Below are 16,302 nucleotides of genomic sequence, written 5' to 3'. Positions count from 1 at the left end.
ATTGAAACAGATGAAACGATTCGGGAAATTACTGAAACGGTGCGTTCAGGTTTGCTCCGCCGGATTTTTTAACTCCCGGTTTCTAATGATCAGCAGAAGAAGAGACACCGGAATCAAAAAGATCACCGTTGCGGAAATGCCAAAACCAACCGAAAACTTTTCCGCAAGCAGCCCGATCAAAGGTCCCCCCAGAATTTCTCCCAGCGAGTTGACCTGCTCGTTTGTCGAAAGAACGGTTGCCCGGACGCTTCTGTCAATCTGGTTGGTGAGCAGCGCACTGAGAATCGGCCGGTTCAAGGCCTTTAAGGTATTAATTGTGAGATAAGAGAGAAGCATCAGACTGAAATTTCTTGTAATGCCGAAAAGCAGCATACTCAGAAGATAGAAAAAATTAATCAGCGACAACTGTTCCACAGACCCAAGGGACGACGAAGCTTTCTTTCTTTTTACTGCGAACTGCATGACAAGAGTACTGAGAAGCATGACCAGTATTCCGAAGATCCCGAACCAGGTCACAGGCTTCAAATTTCCCAGGCGGGGGAGAGTGGTATCATTCAGAAAATGATCGGTGTTCAGACGGTCGTAGCCTTCGCTTGCAAGGCCGGTGAACAGAGCCATGCACAGGAGAAGCAGCAGTACTGTTTTTGTCCTTATGATTTTTATTCCCGACCGCAGGGTGAACCCTATTTTTTGAAAGGAATTCAGTTCCTCCGGGGCGGCGGGGTGGAAATGGACCTCCGGCATGGAAAGAGCTAAGAACAGGCACAGTGTCAGCATCAGCCCCCCGCCCATAAGGATGGGAAGAACGAGCGATAGATTGCCGAGAACGGTGCTCAGCAGAATCCCCGCCAGCGCGCCGATTTGTCCAAACTGCGCGCCCCTCAGATAGACCGTATTCAGTCCTTTTGCGCGGTCCTCATCGGCAATCCAGGCCTCAAGAGCTCCATCGATAAAGGTGGAACCGATTCCAAGAAAAACCTGGGAGGCCATGACGGCCGGGTAACTTGGAATGCTTCCCTGAATGAGGAATCCGAGCCCGGTCAGACCGACTCCAAGAATCACGGAGAGTTTTCGGCTGTAAAGGTCCGCCACAATCCCGGTGGGAACCTGGGAAAGAAAACAGGAGGCTTCAAAAGCCGTGCCGGTTAAAACCAGCTGCAACGGACTTAAGTGAAGAATTTCTACCTGATACACCATCGTAACCGTCGAATTTAACGAGTAGAACAGTGCGTACAAGCAGGAGAAGATCAGATACATACGGTATGCTTCAAACTGTTTTCTCAATTTTGCTCCTTGTCTTTTACTCGGGGCGCGCGTTCCGCGTAAAATAGGTATTTGTAATGATCATTACATAATAATATTGTAACGATCATTACAAAAAAGTCAAGGGAAAAGTTATTAAAAAAAAAGAACCCCCGCCGCGAAGATGCGGCGGCGGGGATAAGCGGCTCATTACTTTAAGCGGCGTCAAGTGGCGTCCCGTTTAAAGACCTCCTCCGAATACGTTTGAAGCTCCTTTTTTGCCTCCTTTAAGACGTCCGCCGCCGAAGCTTTCAACTGGGATTGAAAGTAGTTTTTTCTTCCGATTTTTTCGTACCAGCGCTGAAATTTCTTGTATTCTTCTTCGTTCTCGGTAACCTCTGAAAAATTGTAATCCCCGCAGGAATTTTCATGCTTCAGCTCATCGATCAGCGCCTGACAATTTTTGATAAACTCCCGATATTCCTCGTCGATTTGCCCGGTAAATTCGGAAACGATCTCTGCTTCGTCGTCCTCTTCCAAAAACTGAAGCTTTCCCAGAGTTGAGATTCCCCCAAAAGAGATCACCTTTTTTCGAAGGGCTGAAAGGGAGGTGTGCAAATCATCGCGATAGGGGAGCAGCACAACCCCCTGCTGAAGGAATACCGCTCCGAATTCCTTGATCGCCCTCCATACATAGACCCGGCTGTTGGACCGGCTGCCGGGCAGTTTATAAGAAAAAACCAGAAATTCCCTGCTCATGCTTTCCCACCTTTGATACTTTTTCAATTCCGCCTTTTTAACGCAGCAGGCTGGTCCGCTCCGCAGGCCGAAGAGTTGATAAAATTATTATAGCATAATTCCGGAGGATAACATATTAAAATTCATAAAACCGGAACGGGAAAGGCGGGAGAAAATGAAAAGCGCCCGCATTCAGGAAAGCTCAGGAATGCGGGCGCGGGAGTAAGATTAAGATTTCTTTATTTGCTGAGCGGAGCCTCGGGATGCAGGACGGACTCTTTCAGCGGAACCGTCTGATCGCGGCCAAGGTACATACGGTAATACGGCGGATAGGAATTGAGCAGGGCAATCGCCATTTGCCGCAGCTGTTCACCGTCAAGATTTTTTAAAGCCGGGACGTCGTCCTCCGACAGCTTTTCGGCGGCGGTTTTTCCGGCAAACTTTTTCAGGCGCTCGACGGTGTAACGAATGTCGTATTTCGACGGGTAAACTTCCAGCATATCCTTTTCGATGCCTGTGAGCTGATAGACAGCTCCCAATCCGGTGCGGACCGACATTTCAACCGTAAAAACAACATCCTCGGGTACTTCGACATACTGTCCCAGAAAACCGATGTTTGTGCAGCCGTCCGGAACATTCTTCGGGCGGTCCGAAACCTTTCTTGGCATGAACTGGCTGGTGATATACGGCATCATACAGGTGGAGATATAGGAATGGGACAGTACTTCGTCCTTGATGTCGAGCATATTCAAATGATAGAGAAGCTCTGTCATGATTTCCTCGCCGGTGCATTCGCACATGGGCTTTTTCACATAGTTGCCCACGTTTTCACCGTAGCAGCCGTATCCCCACATGACCTGTTCGTCATCCTTCTGGTCAAGGAAGAACGGATTGTGGTGCAGCTCGAAGGACATATCCCAGTTGGAATCCAAAATTGTGATTGCGCCGCCGGTTCCGGCCTTGCTGCCGGTCATTTTCTCGATTCTGCTGACAAGCTCCGGGTAGCCCTTGATGGTGGGCATGAACGAAACCCATTTTGTCTTGTCGATCTGGCCGATGAATTTTTCCGGATGCCCGAATTTCTCATTCTTTTTGGCAAGATTCTGCCAGAGCGTAAAGGCTCCGAGGTCGGCGGTATCGCGGTTGATTGGAGCGACTGTTTTGTTGTCGCCAAAGGCGCTGTTGGTTGTCATTGAGCCGTTTGTGATCAGAACCAGATCCCGATCGTCAAGACGGATGACGGACTCCTCTCCGTTTTGGCGGAGCAATAGGGCTTTTGCAGTGTTGCAGGCGTCGTCCATCTCAAGGTCGTACACCCAGCAGCCGTAAGCCGTTTTCACGCCCTTGTCGCAGAGCCAGGTCATCAGGGGGCGGATCATGGCGTCATATTCGCAGTACTTCGTGTGAATAATTCCCTCAAGGTATTCGTGGCGGACTTCCAGGGCAAAACGCTGAAAATACCGCTGGCATTCCAGCGCGCTGTGGTAGGTCTTAAACGCAAGGCAGCTGTGAAAGTTGATCCAGCAGCTGCTGTGAAAGAAAGATTCGTCAAAGAAGTCTGCAATCTTCTTGTCTTCCAGAGCCGACTCGGGCAGGCTGAGAAAACGCTGCATGTCGGCCATGTCCTTGGGGGAGAAGCGGTAATCATGAACCTTGCTGTACCGTTCGCCCCGGTTCAGAATCACACGGCATTCGGAGTGAATCGGCTCGTCACGGTTGAAATCCACAATGTCGTCCAGCACCGTGCGTCCCTTGTTTTCCAGAGAGGGGATTTTACTGTACAGATACCAGAGGCATTCCATGTACGGTTCCATCTCACGCTCGCCGCGGCACAGGTAACCGAATTCGTTTCGCATGCCGTCCATGCTGCCGCCCACATCGTCGCGTTTTTCCAAGATCGTGATGTTTTCTCCGGGCATGCCGGCGTCGTCAATCAGGAATGCCGCCGCCGCCAGTCCGGCCAGGCCTCCGCCGACGATGTAGGCCTTTTGCTTTTCAATGCCTTCCGGTTTTTTCGGCCGATACATGGTTGAGTAAATGTTCATACATGACAGCTCCTTTTCGTGTAAATTCTGAGGGGTGAACCCTCATTACGATCAAAGTATAACACTGGGACCGCCGGAGAGGAATTGACAGACGGTTTCATGTGTCAAGAGATTTTTACAGATCCTTTCGTCTGTAAAAGGAAAAATTTTTTGTTCATATCAATGTAAAAAAAGTATTATATGGTAAATAAGTTCCTACTCCAACAATCAAAGGCAGATGATAACATGCTGAAAAATGCGAAGGAAGTTTTTGCGGATTCCCTGAAAAAGATGCTTGAAAAAAAGACGCTCGACCATATTACCGTGAAGGATATTGTGGAGGACTGCGGCGTAACCCGCCAAGCGTTTTACTATCATTTTTCGGATATTTACGCCCTTGTGGAATGGATTTTTATTGAAGAAGCTTCCGCGGCTCTTGCCAATAACCGGGATATCGACACCTGGCAGCAGGGTTATTGCAGGGTCCTGCAAAGAATGAAGGAGAACAAAAACCTTGTTTTGAATACCTACCGTTCCATCAGCCGCGAATATCTGGAGACATTTATGTACAAGGTTCTGTATCAGGTGATCTTTCCGGTTGTCGAGGAACAGGCGAAAGGCTTGAATGTTGAAAAGAGACATAAGGAGTTTATCGCGCATTTTTACAGCCTTGCCGTTGTTGCAATGGGAATCGACTGGGTCCGTACGGGAATGAAAGAGGATCCTGAGGAAATAGCCGAGCAGGTTGCCGTCCTGGTAAAAGGGGATTTTCAAAAGGTGCTGAAGCAATACGCCACCTGACGTCTGTCGGCTAGCTTCGGCGGAGGCGGTTTATTTGCGGACGGAACAGGCGCCGATCAAGCATCAGACCTCAAAATTTCGGTCCGATGCATGCGTGTGCCTGCTGCTGCCGAAAATGCCTCTTCAAGTGGCATCGCATACCGGAAGGAACCGAGTGGAACGAAAGCCGGCAGGGAAATTTTAAGGAAAAACAGAATCCCTGCCGTTTGATTCATTAGAATATAGGAGAGAAAAATATGACATACGCGGGAGTTATATACCGGCCGCCAAGCGAGGCGCGAAGCCTGATTGTGCAGGTTACGACCGGCTGTTCCCACAACCGCTGCCGTTTTTGCACGATGTATCGGGACAAGGAATTCAAAATCCGAAGCATGGAAGACATCAGGCGGGACTTTTGCGAAGCCCGTGAGCAATACGGAGATCAAATCGAAAAAGTGTTTTTGGCCGACGGGGACGCTTTGGTGCTGTCCGGCCAAAGGCTGATGGAATTGCTTGCTTTTAGTCGGGGACTGTTTCCCCGACTGAGGTCCGTTACATCCTATGGAACTCCGAAGGATATTCTGAGGCATTCGCCTGCGGAACTGAAAATGCTCCGGCAGGAGGGCCTGTCGATGGTTTATCTTGGGGCGGAGTCGGGGGACGCCCGGGTCCTGCGCCAAATGGAAAAGGGCGCAACCAGAGAGGAAATCATTGAAGCCGGGCAAAGGCTGAAATCCGCGGGAATTCAGTCTTCCGTCACGCTGATTTCAGGTCTGGGAGGGAAGGAGAGGCTGAGCGAACACGCCATAGGATCGGCAGACTTAATCAGCCGGATGAACCCCGACTATGTTGGGTTCCTGACGTTGATGCTGGAGAAGGGCGCGCCGGTTCTGCGGGATATCGAAGAGGGGAAACTGGAACTGTTAACTCCCGAAGAGGTTGTAACCGAAATGGAATTGTTCTTACGGAATGTGAACTCGGAGGGTACTGTTTTCCGGGCAAATCATGCGTCGAATTATGTGATGCTGAAGGGAACGTTAAATCGCGATATTCCCATGATGCTGAACGAGCTTGATGAGGTAAGAAGAGAAAAATTGTTTCGCAGGGAAAACCGGCGCCGACTTTAAGATTGAAAAGGACGGGAATTTCCCAAAGTCCTGTCTGGAGGAAGAAGAGAAAATGGAATTTCTGGACATTGTGGATGAAGACGGGAACCCAACGGGCGAGACGGTATCACGCGAAGCCGCTCACCGGCTTGGCGTTCGCCATCGTACCTCTCACGTGTGGATCCTGAGGATGCGGGAGGGAAAAAGGCAGGTTCTTCTTCAGAAAAGAAGCATTAATAAGGACTCGTATCCCGGGTGCTACGACATTTCGAGCGCAGGGCATATTCCCGCCGGAGACGGTTTTTTGCAGTCGGCGTTGAGAGAATTAAAGGAAGAGCTTGGAGTAAACGCCGATGAAAAGGAACTGATTTATTGCGGATGCCGCCGGTTCGAGTACCGCGGGCTGTTTCACGGCCGTGAATTCCGGGACAATCAGGTCAGTAATGTATATGCGCTCTGGAAAAATCCGGGGGACGGAGAGCTTGTTTTACAGAAATCTGAAGTTGATTCGGTGGTGTGGATGAACTGGGGCGCCTGTGTTGATCTGGTGAAAAACAACAAGGCTCCTCATTGCATTCGGATGGAGGAATTGGAAATGATTCAAAAAGTCTGTTGCACGGAGCCCGGAAAAGAACGCTGAACCCCCTCTTCCCGGCCGCCTGTGCCGAGGGACAGCTGGAAAACCCGGGAGGCAGCCTCTGCTTTTAAGGAGCAGGGCGATGCCAAAGGTACGAAAACCGGAATTTCTCATATGTTTTTATAAAAAGATAACCCATGCGCAAACGGTGCTGTCTGCGCATGGGTTATTGCTTTATTTCAGGGCGGCTCTGTCTGGGGTTGGTCAGACGCGCCCGAGAAGTTCCTTCGGAATTTCACCGTGAGCCTGACCGACAAACTTGTAGATTTCCACGGTCTGCTTGATCTGCGCGTCGGTCAGATGACGAATCGGGCCGACTGCGCGTGCGGCAAGATAGCCTTTGGCGCACTCTTCCAGATAAACCGCGGCGTTGAGCGCCTGCTTCATGGAATCTCCGGTCGTCATGACTCCGTGGTGCGCCAAAATAACCGCGTGGCCGTCGCCCAAAAATTGGACGGTGTCGATGCCCATCTGCTCGCTGCCGGGGGAGCTGTAAGGGGCCACCGAGACGTTGCCGCCGCAGGCGTTGCCCAAAGTTGTAAGGTCGGCGTGGAATTCGTCCTGAATCAGGCCGATTGCCGTAGCGTAAGGCTGATGCGTGTGGATGACCGCGTTCACATCCGGCCTGTGATTAAAAATGTACAGAATGGCGGCTGTGTCCGATGACGGCTTGCGGCCGCCCTCGATGACTGTTCCGTCCGGGTTCATCACGATCACGTCTTCCGCCTTCATGTCCTCATAGATCATTCCGGACGGCGTAACCAGGATTTCGCCGGATGGCTGGCGGAGACTTAAATTGCCTCCCGCGAGAGAAATCAGCCCGTAGCGGTCCAGACTCATGCCGGCCTTGATAATTTCCATTTTTTCTGATTCAAACATAGTAAACCTCCTCAATCTTTTATAAAAAGGGGCAACAGTTCCTCAGGAGAGCGCACAATCCAGTCAGGCTCATACGCGGAAAGGGAGCGCGGGTCCTGGTAACCCCAGGCAACGGCAGCCAAGGGCACGCCCGCAGCCCGCGCTGTCCTCATATCCACGTCGGTGTCGCCGACGAACAGGCACTCCTCCCGACTCAGGCCGAGGAATTGAATCAAATGCAGCAGCGAACGCGGGTCCGGCTTAGAAATCGTGTCGGGTGTCTGGCCCGCGACCGAATTCAGAAGTCCGGGGAAAAAGGAAGAGATGACCTGTTCGGCCAGCGGCGCCGGTTTGTTGGTGAGCACGGCCGTTGCCGTTCCGCGGCGCCGGAGCTCATGGAGCAGCTTCGGAATGCCGGGAAACGGGCGCGTCAGCGCGCAGGGGTCTTTCAGGTAAGTCTGCAAATCATATCGGCGAATCGGCTCCAGCAGTTCCGCAGCCCGGTCGGACGGGCAGCCGCCCAGCAGCAGCAGGCGGGGATAAAATTCCGCGATTGGCAGGCGGCACAGGCCGCGGCACTGTTCGGCGGAAACCGGACTCAGGCCGAAGTGCGCGAGCGAAGCGTTGCAGCAGCGGCACAGGGTCGGGAGAGTGTCCAGCAGGGTTCCGTCAAGGTCGAAAATACAGGCCCTGAACATTCCTTATACCGCGGAGAAATCCTCGAAGCGAATTTCCTCAAGGCCTTTTTCGCTGATTTCGAAGGATTTTCCCATCAGGTTTTCGACCGCGCCGATTAGCGTCATGGCATCCATCTGGTATTTTTTGAGCAGGTACATTTTTGAAGCGCCGTGCGCGTAGGTGTCCTGCAGGCCGACCTTCACCAGCTTTTTGCCGATTCCGTGCTCGGCCATCACGTCTGCGACCGCAGAGCCCAGACCGCCGATCACGGTTCCGTTTTCAATGGTGACGACGCCGTATTTTGCCTTTTGGCACGCTTCCACTACTTGCGGGTCCGTGAAGGGCTTCAGCGTGGAGACATGCAGGTGCCGGATGGAAACTCCTTTTTCCCGGAGCGCGGCGGTCGCGCGCAGAGCTTCCTCCGTGCAGACAGAAGAAGAGAGCAGTGTAATGTCTGTTCCCTCTGAAAGAATGCGGGCGTGGTTGAAGCGGATCGGCTCGTCCGCCGGGAAGAAACGGGGGACTTCCTTGCGGAGCATCCGGATAAACACGGGACCGTTGTAGCTGTAGGCGAGGTCGAGAACCCCCTCGATCTCCGTCGCGTCCCCAATGTCGAAGATGGCGAGGTTTGGAACCGTGCGCAGCACGCCCACATCATTTGTGGACTGATGCGTCACGCCGCCCGGCGTGGTGATTCCCGGGACAAAGCCGACAAAAACCACGGGAAGATTCGGGTAGGCCACGCTCATTTCCAGCTGGTCGAGGATGCGGCGGTACAGAAAGACCGAAAACGTGTGCAGGAACGGACGGAAACCTTCGCGCGCCATACCGGCGGCCCAGGAGCACATGTTCTGCTCCGCGATGCCCATGGAAAAATAGCGGTCTGGGAAAACCTCGTGGAATTCCTTGATTTCACAGGAGGTTCCCAGGTCCGCAGACATCACGACGACCTCCGGGTGCTCTTTGGCAAGACGAATCATGTTTTTGGAATGCGTATTCACTTCAATTTTCATTGCTTTTCACCTCACCCTTTCGTTACATCTGCTCGCAGAAAGAGATGAACTCTTCCCGGCGGTCTTTCGGAATTCTGACAAAATGCTTCGGGACAAGGGATTTCAGCGGAGGAATCCCCTGCGCGGGGTCGGTGTCGCAGAGAACCATCAGCGGCTTTCCCGGATGCGGGGTCTGCGCCGCTTGTTCCAAAGCTTCAATATCGTGGCCGTTAATCTGCACCGCTTCCCAGCCGAACGCCTTCATGCGGTCGGTCAGCGGCTCCGTGTTCATCACGTCCTTGGTCCAGCCTTCCACCTGCTGATGGTTGATGTCCGCGTAAACGATGAAATTGTCCAGATGATAATAGGCGGCGGCCTGGAAGCATTCCCAGTCCTGTCCTTCTTCCAGTTCTCCGTCGGAGAGCATGCAGTAGATTTTTCCGGCGTTTCCCTTCAACTTGTACGCGTGGGCTGTGCCCGCTGCAATGGAAACCGTCTGCCCCAGGGACCCCGCCGTGTTTTCAAAACCCGGGGAGTGTTCCGCTCCGATCATTTCCATATTCCAGCCGTCCGCGTTGAATTTGTCGATGGCGGCTTGTGAAATGCGTCCGCATTCCGCCAGTGCGCAGTAGATGACGGAGGCGTAATGGCAGCAGGAAACGAACAGGCGGTCCCGATCCGGCGTTTGTTCTCCATTGTAGAGAGAACCCTTCGGGTAGTCCATGTTTTGCGCCGAAGGAACTCCCGGAAACGGCTGGGCGTCCGGATTCCCGAGGCTTGGCCCGATGTTCAGGATGTTCATGTAGAGAGTGGTGACGATTTCTGCGGAAGAGCAGGCCTGTGTGAGGTAGCAGCCCCCGCGCTCGATCGCCAGGCTGAGAATGTGCTTGCGCACGTTGGTGGCTGCGCGGGCAATCTCCTCGTTGGAAAATTTTTTGTCCGGCATAATACAGATCTCCTTTCGACTCTAACTCCGTAGGAATGTTTAGACGGAAAAAGCTGGGCAGGGCTTTCTAAGCAAGCCGCTTGTTGCCGTGCTGGCCTGACCGGGTAACGGGACATGACCCAGACGGTATAATAATTATTTCATATAAATGAACATATGTCAATACATAATATTTGATAAATCCCTAAAATATATTTAAATAAAACGATTAAAATGTGCAGAATATCAAAAAACAGTTGACATTTTATCAAAAATTGAGTAAAGTAGAATTGTAAAAAGATTCATTGGTATGAACATAATTTAATTCTTGAGCACGAATGGCGGAAAAAACAGGAGGAATTTCAAGCATGAAAGCAGTTGTAAAAAGCTCGACTGGCTACGATAACATGATTTATGAGGAAATCCCGGAACCGGAGGCGACCGGTGATCTGGTGAAAATCAAGGTTGCCTATTCCGGAATCTGCGGGACGGACCTTCACGCGTTCAAAGGAACTTACTCCAGCACAAAGCCGCCGGTGGTCCTGGGACACGAGTTTTCAGGAATCGTCACCGCGGTGGGGCCGGAGGTGAAAAAAATCAAAGTCGGGAATCGTGTGACAAGCGAGACGACGTTTTCCACCTGCGGCCACTGCTCCTACTGCCTTTCCGGGGATTACAACCTCTGTTCTCACCGCAGGGGCATCGGCACCCAGATCAACGGCAGCATGGCGGAGTATGTGGTCAGCCGCGAAGAGAGCATCCACATCGTGCCGGAAGGTGTCTCCCTGCTTTCGGCGGCGCTGACCGAGCCGCTGGCCTGCGGTGTTCATGCCGGCATTGAAAAGGGAGATGTGCAAAAGGGCGACGTCGTCTGCATTTTCGGTGTCGGCGCCATCGGCCAGATGGTGGCGCAGGTTTGCAAGGCAAGGGGAGCGACGGTTGTCGTGGCCGGGTTGAGCTCGGACCGGGAGCGCTTCCAGATCGCGCTGGACAACGGCGCGGACCGCGCGGTCGACCAGATGAAGGAGGACCTGGCGCAGGTCATCGGCCAGATGACCGGAGGCGAAGGGGCGGATATTTCCTTTGAATGTTCCGGAGCGGTGCCGGCAGCCAACAAGGCGCTGGAAATTACGCGCCGAAAGGGCAAAGTGATTCAGATGGGTGTTTTTCCGCAGTCAAAGGAGCAGATCTGGACGGATTTGATTCTGCACAAGGAGATCAACTATGTCGGTTCCCGCAGTCAGAAGCCGAGTTCCTGGAGAACTTCCATTCAGCTGCTTGCGGCCCACACGGTTGTCCCGGAAAAAATCGTGACGAAAATCGTCACCCTGGAGAATTGGAGGGAGGGGTTCGAGACGTCGATGCGCGGAGAGGGAGTGAAGGCCGTAATTTCCTGCAACGCCGACCTGGAGGACAAATAAAAAGGCAGAGGCAAAAGCCTCTGCGCAACATTTTCTGTTTTGTTTTGGGAACGGCTAATTTCCGCGGGCAAGCTCCAGCATGCGAACGGCAAGCGCTTCGTCTGCGACAAGGACGTTGATGTATTTTCCCCGGATGGCCCCAAGCACCGCCTCCGCCTTAAACGCAGCCGCGCTGATGCCGACGGACCACTCGGCGGCATGCATGGCGTCCAGCGGCGCCCCGATGGTGTAACGGCCCTCCGGCTCCATATCGATCGGGCTTCCGTTCCGGTCATAAGGGCGCGCCAGCAGGTGCCCCACGGCCCCTTTCCCGATGATGTTCATGCGGTCCTGATCGGTGAAATAGCCGGACTGCTGCAGCGTGGTGCCGGAGTCGAACGATCCGATTCCGGTCAGGATGATGTCGACATGGTTGGCCTGGTTCAGGGTTGCCTCGATCTGAGGCTCTTTGATCAAATAGGAGTGTACGGTTTTGCTGCCGACGTAAATCGGGGCGTAAATGTTGGAATAAGTGCCTCCAAGCCGCTTGGAAATCCGGAGAGCCAGCTCGATCCCGTCGATGTTGGGATTCCCGGTGCCGAGGCAGCCGACCATTTGGACCACGTGAACGTTGTAGTAGTCCTTCCGTTCGATCAGATCGCAGAGGTACTGCGGCGCGGCGCCCCAGGAAATGCCGATGACCTTGTTGTTCTCCATAATGGTGTTAAAAAAATGGCTGGCCGCCTCGCAGCACCTGCGCAGTGCCTTGTGGTATTCGTAGGAGCCGTTAACCACAATCGCTTCCCGCAGACCGAACGTGTTCCGCAGGTCGAACGAGAGCTTCGCGTTTTTTCGCACCGGGCTGTGAACAATAATTTCCACGATTCCGGCATCCTTCGCTTCCTCCAGAAGGCGGGATACCGTTGGCCGGGAAGTATTCAAAATTTTCGCAATATCAATTTGATTCAGTTTCTGTTCATAATAAAGTTCGGCGGCACGCACCAGAAGGTCGGTTTTATCTTCCATTGGGAAGAATACACTCCTTTGTTAAAATCGGTAAAGATATTCTGATAGCAGTATACCATAATCTTGACGATCTCAAAAGGACTATTCAATAAATCATTTCGGAATGGAGACGAGAGACATGTATCGGTATGAAACAGCCGTAAAAAATCCAACGGGTCTGCACGCAAGGCCGGCTTCACAAATGACGCAGCTCTGCAAAAAGTTTTCCGATAATATCGCGCTGGTCTGCGGAACGAACCGCGTGAATCCCAAAAGCATCATTTCCATCCTGTCCGCCGGAATCAAACAGGGGACCGCGGTCACCGTTGAAGTGGAGGGGGAAAACGAAGAGGCCGTGTGTATGCAAATCGTTTCGCTGATCGAAAATCTTACTGATTAAGGAGATGACCTGGACATGCGGGCAATTTACGAAGATCTGGTTGTCTGCGGCGTTGATGCCGCGGACGCGGAGGACGCGATCCGTCAGGTTGGGCGTTTTCTTTTCCGGAAGGGATTTGTCAAAGACACCTACGTTGACGCGGTGGCCGCACGTGAAAAGGAGTTTCCGACGGGCTTGCAGCTGAAAAATCTTGCCGTGGCAATGCCGCATACCGCGGGCGTTCACGTCAACACGCCAGCGGTATGCGTGGCCAAGCTGGCACATCCGGTTCAGTTCGCGCACATGGGCGATCCGGAAACGGAAGTTCAGGCGGAGCTTTTGTTCATGATGGCGATTCAAAATCCGGATGCCCAGCTGGAAACCCTGCAAAAGGTGATGAAGGTTTTTACCGACGAAGCGGCCGTCGCCGAATTTAAGGCGGCCGGCGACAGGGAATCCCTTTATCAGGCGGCGAAACGCCATATCGGGTAAAACGAAGAGATGAAATTCAAGGAGGTAAATGCAATGGCAAAACATGTAAAGATTCTTTGCGTCTGCGGTTCGGGGACTGTCAGCTCCGCGATGGTCGCGAACAAGCTGAAGGAAAAGCTTGCCGACTACGGCTATGCTGTTGAGGCGACGGAATGCAGCCCAAACTCCGCCGAAACGGCTTTGGCCTCGGGAGGATTTTCCCTGATGGCCTGTGTCAGCCCCGTCTATCAGGAGTTCGGGGTCCCAAAGGTAAACGCGGTCGGCATGCTGACCGGCCTTTCGGAAGATCAGGTGCTGCAGGACTGCTTGAAAATTTTAGAGAAGGAATAAGCAATCCTTCTGCGCGGAGAGTATGAATTTATAAAGAAATCCAAAGGGATTAAAAAAATACGGAAAGCCGTTGGACGGCGTGACAAAATCAAGGGGGATGTTTGTATTGGATAATTTCTTTAAAGGCATGAGCGACGTTTTTTCTACGTTCGGGGCGGGTGTCTTTGTTCCTGTCATTTTGTTTGTCATTGCGATCGGCATGGGAGTAAAAGGGAAAAAAGCCTTTAACTCGGCTCTTCTCTGCGCGGTTGGACTGACCGGGTTCAATCTGGTCATCAGCAGTTATGGGAACATCATTACTCCTGTCGTCAATTCCATGGTAAAAAACTCGCATGTAAACCTTCCCGCGCTGGACACCGGGTGGCAGTCCACCTCTGTGATTGCTTATTCCACCAGCGTCGGCCTGATCTTCATCGGAATCGCCATTGTAATCCAGCTTGTGCTCTTTTTCAGTAAATGGACGGACATATTCATGGCTTCCGACTTATGGAACAACTATTCGTTCATGGTATGGGGCTCCATGCTTTATGCCCTGACGAAAAACATGTGGCTTGCGCTGACCTGCATGGTCGTGCAGCTGCTGTACATTCTGCTTTTCAGCGAAGTGGTCGCCAAGCGCTGGTCGAATCACTATCAGTACCCGAACTGCTGTATGACTGCTCCGCACCATATGGAAGCGGTGCCGTTTGCCCTTTTCATGAACTGGTTTCTCGGGAAGCTCGGTTTTAACAAAATCAAGCTCAACGCGGCTTCCATTCAAAGACGGTTCGGCCTCCTGGGCGAGCCGATGTTCATCGGCCTGGTGATCGGCGCACTCATCGGCGTATTGGGGAATCTCAGCGCTTTGAATCAGCTGGCCTCATGGGGCGTCATCACCTCCTCCGCGGTTTCAACTGCGGCGGTTATGGCGGTTTTCCCGAAAGTCGGCGGGATTTTCGCTTCCGCGTTCACCTCGCTGACAGACGCCTATAAGTCCAAGGCTGCGAAGAGCGGGCAGGGACGCGTCTGGTATCTTTCCGTCAACGACGCCGCCGGCTACGGCGAGCCGAACACGCTGGTGACCGGCATTCTGCTGATGCCCATTATGCTGCTGCTGGCGTTTGTCCTGCCGGGCAACACCATCCTGCCGATGCTTGATCTGGTCGCGCTGCCTTACATGGTTGAGGTGTTTGTCTGCGTTTCTCACGGCAACATCGCCAAAAGCCTGCTTTCCGGCGCCATTTGGTTCAGCCTCGGCCTGATTGTTGCCTCGCAGCTGGCTCCCACCTTTACGCAGGTTGCGATTGCAGCGGGCTTTGAGCTGCCGCAGGCCGGCGTGTACATCATGAGCTTCGGAATCATGTGCCATCCCCTGATCGCGGGTCTGTTTTACGCGTTCCTGTCCCGGAACCCGGTGATCATCGGCGGCGTGATTATCCTGTACTTTGTTCTTTACTATCTGTTCCGTAAGAATAAGGACCGTGTGGTGGACTGGCTGGAAAATTACGGAGCCATTCCGGAAGTTTCCCAGACCTGAGCACGATTTGCTGAAACAGAAGGCCCTGCAGCAATCGCAAGTTCCAAAACAGATCCGCGGCCGCTGTTGCAGGAAAGGACAGCGGCCCTTTTTTAAGGAGAGGGAAATGCTTGATTTTTTGAAAAGCGAACCACAGAACATAGTTGTCGTCGGCGATGCTTTTGTCCGGCCGGAGACGATGGAGCGCGCTGTCCGCGCCTCGCGGGTTAACGCGGCGGAGGTATCGCGCGTTTTCTGGGGAAATGAGGATAAAGACGACTTTGCCGCCCGCCAGATGAATCTTGAGAAAAACGGACCGGAAGCGGAACCCTGGGCGGAGGGCCTTGCTCCCCTGCTGAAGGACTGCACCGTGCTGATGACTCATTTCAGCCCTGTGCCGCGCGGGCTGATTGACCGGGCACCGAAGCTTCGGGCCGTACTGACCTGCCGGGGCGGAATGGAACACATCGACGTAAAGGCGGCCGGCGAGCGGAAAATCCCGGTGATCAACGTAATCCGGAACGCGGTGCCCGTCGCGGAATTCGCACTCGGCTTGATGCTTGCAATGACGCGCAACATCGCGTCTTCCCATCATCGGCTGATGGAGGGAGAGTGGCTTAAGGAATTTCCGAACTCCGGGTTTGTCTCCACGCTCGGCAGCCTGACCGTCGGTCTGGTCGGACTGGGAAATGTGGGGATGGAGCTTGCAATCCGTTTAAAAGCGCTGGAAGTTCCATTGATCGTACAGGACGATTATCTGGACCGGGACCGCATGAAGCGCAATGGTTTGGGAGATGTTACAATCGTAGAGACGAAAGAGGATGTGTTTCGGCTTGCCGATCTGGTGAGCCTGCATCTGCGCCTGACGCCGGAGACGCGAGGCATAATTGATCAAAGCTGCTTTTCACTGATGAAGCCGAGCTCCTATCTGATCAACACGGCCCGGGGAGGAATAGTCAACCAGGCCGACCTGATCGACGCTCTGCGCCGCCATGCCATTGCGGGCGCGGCCCTTGACGTGTTTGACCGGGAGCCGCTGACCCCGGAGGATGGATTTGCCGGATTGGACAATGTGGTGATTACCCCCCACATTGCCGGCGCTACCGTTGACGCGATTCCAAATTCCCCATTTCTTCTCATGCGAACGGTCGATAAAATCCTGACGCAGGGACTGAAAGACAGAATTGTAAATTACAAAGAAATTTTTTCGGACTGATTAGG

General features: G+C 53.0%; 18 protein-coding genes. 10 read left to right on the top strand and 8 right to left on the bottom strand.

All coding sequences use genetic code 11. The features are described 5' to 3' along the window. Positions 1–45: 45 nt before the first annotated feature. The 3 genes from CAFE_RS07115 to CAFE_RS07105 form a co-directional block, all read right to left on the bottom strand. Positions 46–1,284, bottom strand: a complete 1,239-nt coding sequence (locus CAFE_RS07115; protein ID WP_233452740.1) for an MFS transporter — start codon at positions 1,282–1,284, stop codon at positions 46–48. Positions 1,285–1,467: 183 nt separating this feature from the next. Next, positions 1,468–2,001: a Chromate resistance protein ChrB gene (locus CAFE_RS07110; RefSeq protein WP_066648845.1), complete on the bottom strand. Its 534-nt coding sequence runs from the start codon at positions 1,999–2,001 to the stop codon at positions 1,468–1,470. 218 nt (positions 2,002–2,219) lie between these two features. Further along, positions 2,220–4,025 carry an oleate hydratase gene (locus tag CAFE_RS07105; RefSeq protein ID WP_066648844.1) on the bottom strand — a complete coding sequence of 602 codons (1,806 nt, stop codon included), beginning with the start codon at positions 4,023–4,025 and terminating at the stop codon, positions 2,220–2,222. 225 nt (positions 4,026–4,250) lie between these two features. Between CAFE_RS07105 and CAFE_RS07100 the strand changes: the two genes are divergently transcribed. The 4 genes from CAFE_RS07100 to CAFE_RS07085 all read left to right on the top strand — a co-directional run bounded on the left by CAFE_RS07100 (position 4,251) and on the right by CAFE_RS07085 (position 6,530). Continuing rightward, entirely contained in the window at positions 4,251–4,805 is a 555-nt protein-coding gene (locus CAFE_RS07100) for a TetR/AcrR family transcriptional regulator (protein WP_066648842.1), read from the top strand. Positions 4,806–4,891: 86 nt separating this feature from the next. Next, positions 4,892–5,023: a DUF4186 family protein gene (locus CAFE_RS20645; protein ID WP_139104139.1), complete on the top strand. Its 132-nt coding sequence runs from the start codon at positions 4,892–4,894 to the stop codon at positions 5,021–5,023. An 18-nt stretch (positions 5,024–5,041) separates the two neighbouring features. Beyond that, positions 5,042–5,911 (top strand): radical SAM protein, encoded by an 870-nt coding sequence (locus CAFE_RS07090; protein ID WP_156990199.1) that lies wholly within the window; start codon positions 5,042–5,044, stop codon positions 5,909–5,911. A 52-nt stretch (positions 5,912–5,963) separates the two neighbouring features. After that, complete coding sequence (locus CAFE_RS07085; protein WP_156990198.1) at positions 5,964–6,530, top strand: NUDIX hydrolase; 567 nt, start codon at positions 5,964–5,966, stop codon at positions 6,528–6,530. Positions 6,531–6,731: 201 nt separating this feature from the next. Here CAFE_RS07085 and CAFE_RS07080 read toward each other — a convergent pair whose 3' ends face one another. From CAFE_RS07080 to CAFE_RS07065, 4 genes are read right to left on the bottom strand one after another with little or no spacing between them, the layout of a single operon-like run. Continuing rightward, positions 6,732–7,406, bottom strand: coding sequence for a class II aldolase/adducin family protein (locus CAFE_RS07080; protein ID WP_156990197.1), 675 nt, complete (start codon positions 7,404–7,406; stop codon positions 6,732–6,734). Positions 7,407–7,417: 11 nt separating this feature from the next. Beyond that, on the bottom strand, positions 7,418–8,083 hold the full coding sequence (locus CAFE_RS07075) for an HAD family hydrolase (protein WP_156990196.1): 666 nt from the start codon (positions 8,081–8,083) through the stop codon (positions 7,418–7,420). A gap of 3 nt (positions 8,084–8,086) precedes the next feature. Then, positions 8,087–9,076, bottom strand: coding sequence for a transketolase family protein (locus tag CAFE_RS07070; protein ID WP_156990195.1), 990 nt, complete (start codon positions 9,074–9,076; stop codon positions 8,087–8,089). A 22-nt stretch (positions 9,077–9,098) separates the two neighbouring features. Next, positions 9,099–10,001, bottom strand: coding sequence for a transketolase (locus CAFE_RS07065; RefSeq protein ID WP_066648825.1), 903 nt, complete (start codon positions 9,999–10,001; stop codon positions 9,099–9,101). Positions 10,002–10,348: 347 nt separating this feature from the next. Between CAFE_RS07065 and CAFE_RS07060 the strand changes: the two genes are divergently transcribed. Next, positions 10,349–11,401, top strand: a complete 1,053-nt coding sequence (locus CAFE_RS07060; RefSeq protein WP_156990194.1) for a zinc-binding dehydrogenase — start codon at positions 10,349–10,351, stop codon at positions 11,399–11,401. Between the two features lie 54 nt (positions 11,402–11,455). On the opposite strand, the gene CAFE_RS07055 is transcribed toward CAFE_RS07060, so the two are convergent. Continuing rightward, positions 11,456–12,406: a sugar-binding transcriptional regulator gene (locus CAFE_RS07055; RefSeq protein WP_066648813.1), complete on the bottom strand. Its 951-nt coding sequence runs from the start codon at positions 12,404–12,406 to the stop codon at positions 11,456–11,458. Between the two features lie 118 nt (positions 12,407–12,524). Here CAFE_RS07055 and CAFE_RS07050 point away from each other — a divergent pair, with 118 nt between their 5' ends. From CAFE_RS07050 to CAFE_RS07030, 5 genes are all read left to right on the top strand, one after another. Further along, positions 12,525–12,785 (top strand): HPr family phosphocarrier protein, encoded by a 261-nt coding sequence (locus CAFE_RS07050; protein ID WP_066648811.1) that lies wholly within the window; start codon positions 12,525–12,527, stop codon positions 12,783–12,785. Between the two features lie 15 nt (positions 12,786–12,800). Further along, positions 12,801–13,256 carry a PTS sugar transporter subunit IIA gene (locus CAFE_RS07045; RefSeq protein ID WP_066648804.1) on the top strand — a complete coding sequence of 152 codons (456 nt, stop codon included), beginning with the start codon at positions 12,801–12,803 and terminating at the stop codon, positions 13,254–13,256. Between the two features lie 33 nt (positions 13,257–13,289). Next, complete coding sequence (locus tag CAFE_RS07040; protein ID WP_066648796.1) at positions 13,290–13,586, top strand: PTS sugar transporter subunit IIB; 297 nt, start codon at positions 13,290–13,292, stop codon at positions 13,584–13,586. 97 nt (positions 13,587–13,683) lie between these two features. Then, positions 13,684–15,102 carry a PTS galactitol transporter subunit IIC gene (locus tag CAFE_RS07035; RefSeq protein WP_066648793.1) on the top strand — a complete coding sequence of 473 codons (1,419 nt, stop codon included), beginning with the start codon at positions 13,684–13,686 and terminating at the stop codon, positions 15,100–15,102. 106 nt (positions 15,103–15,208) lie between these two features. Next, entirely contained in the window at positions 15,209–16,297 is a 1,089-nt protein-coding gene (locus CAFE_RS07030) for a 2-hydroxyacid dehydrogenase (protein WP_066649139.1), read from the top strand. The last annotated feature ends 5 nt before the right edge of the window (positions 16,298–16,302 follow it).

The sequence above is a fragment of the Caproicibacter fermentans genome, from assembly GCF_009746625.1.
GTDB lineage: Bacteria > Bacillota > Clostridia > Oscillospirales > Acutalibacteraceae > Caproicibacter > Caproicibacter fermentans.
Note: the sequence above shows the minus strand (reverse complement) of the source record. Positions and strands in the feature narration are given on the sequence as shown.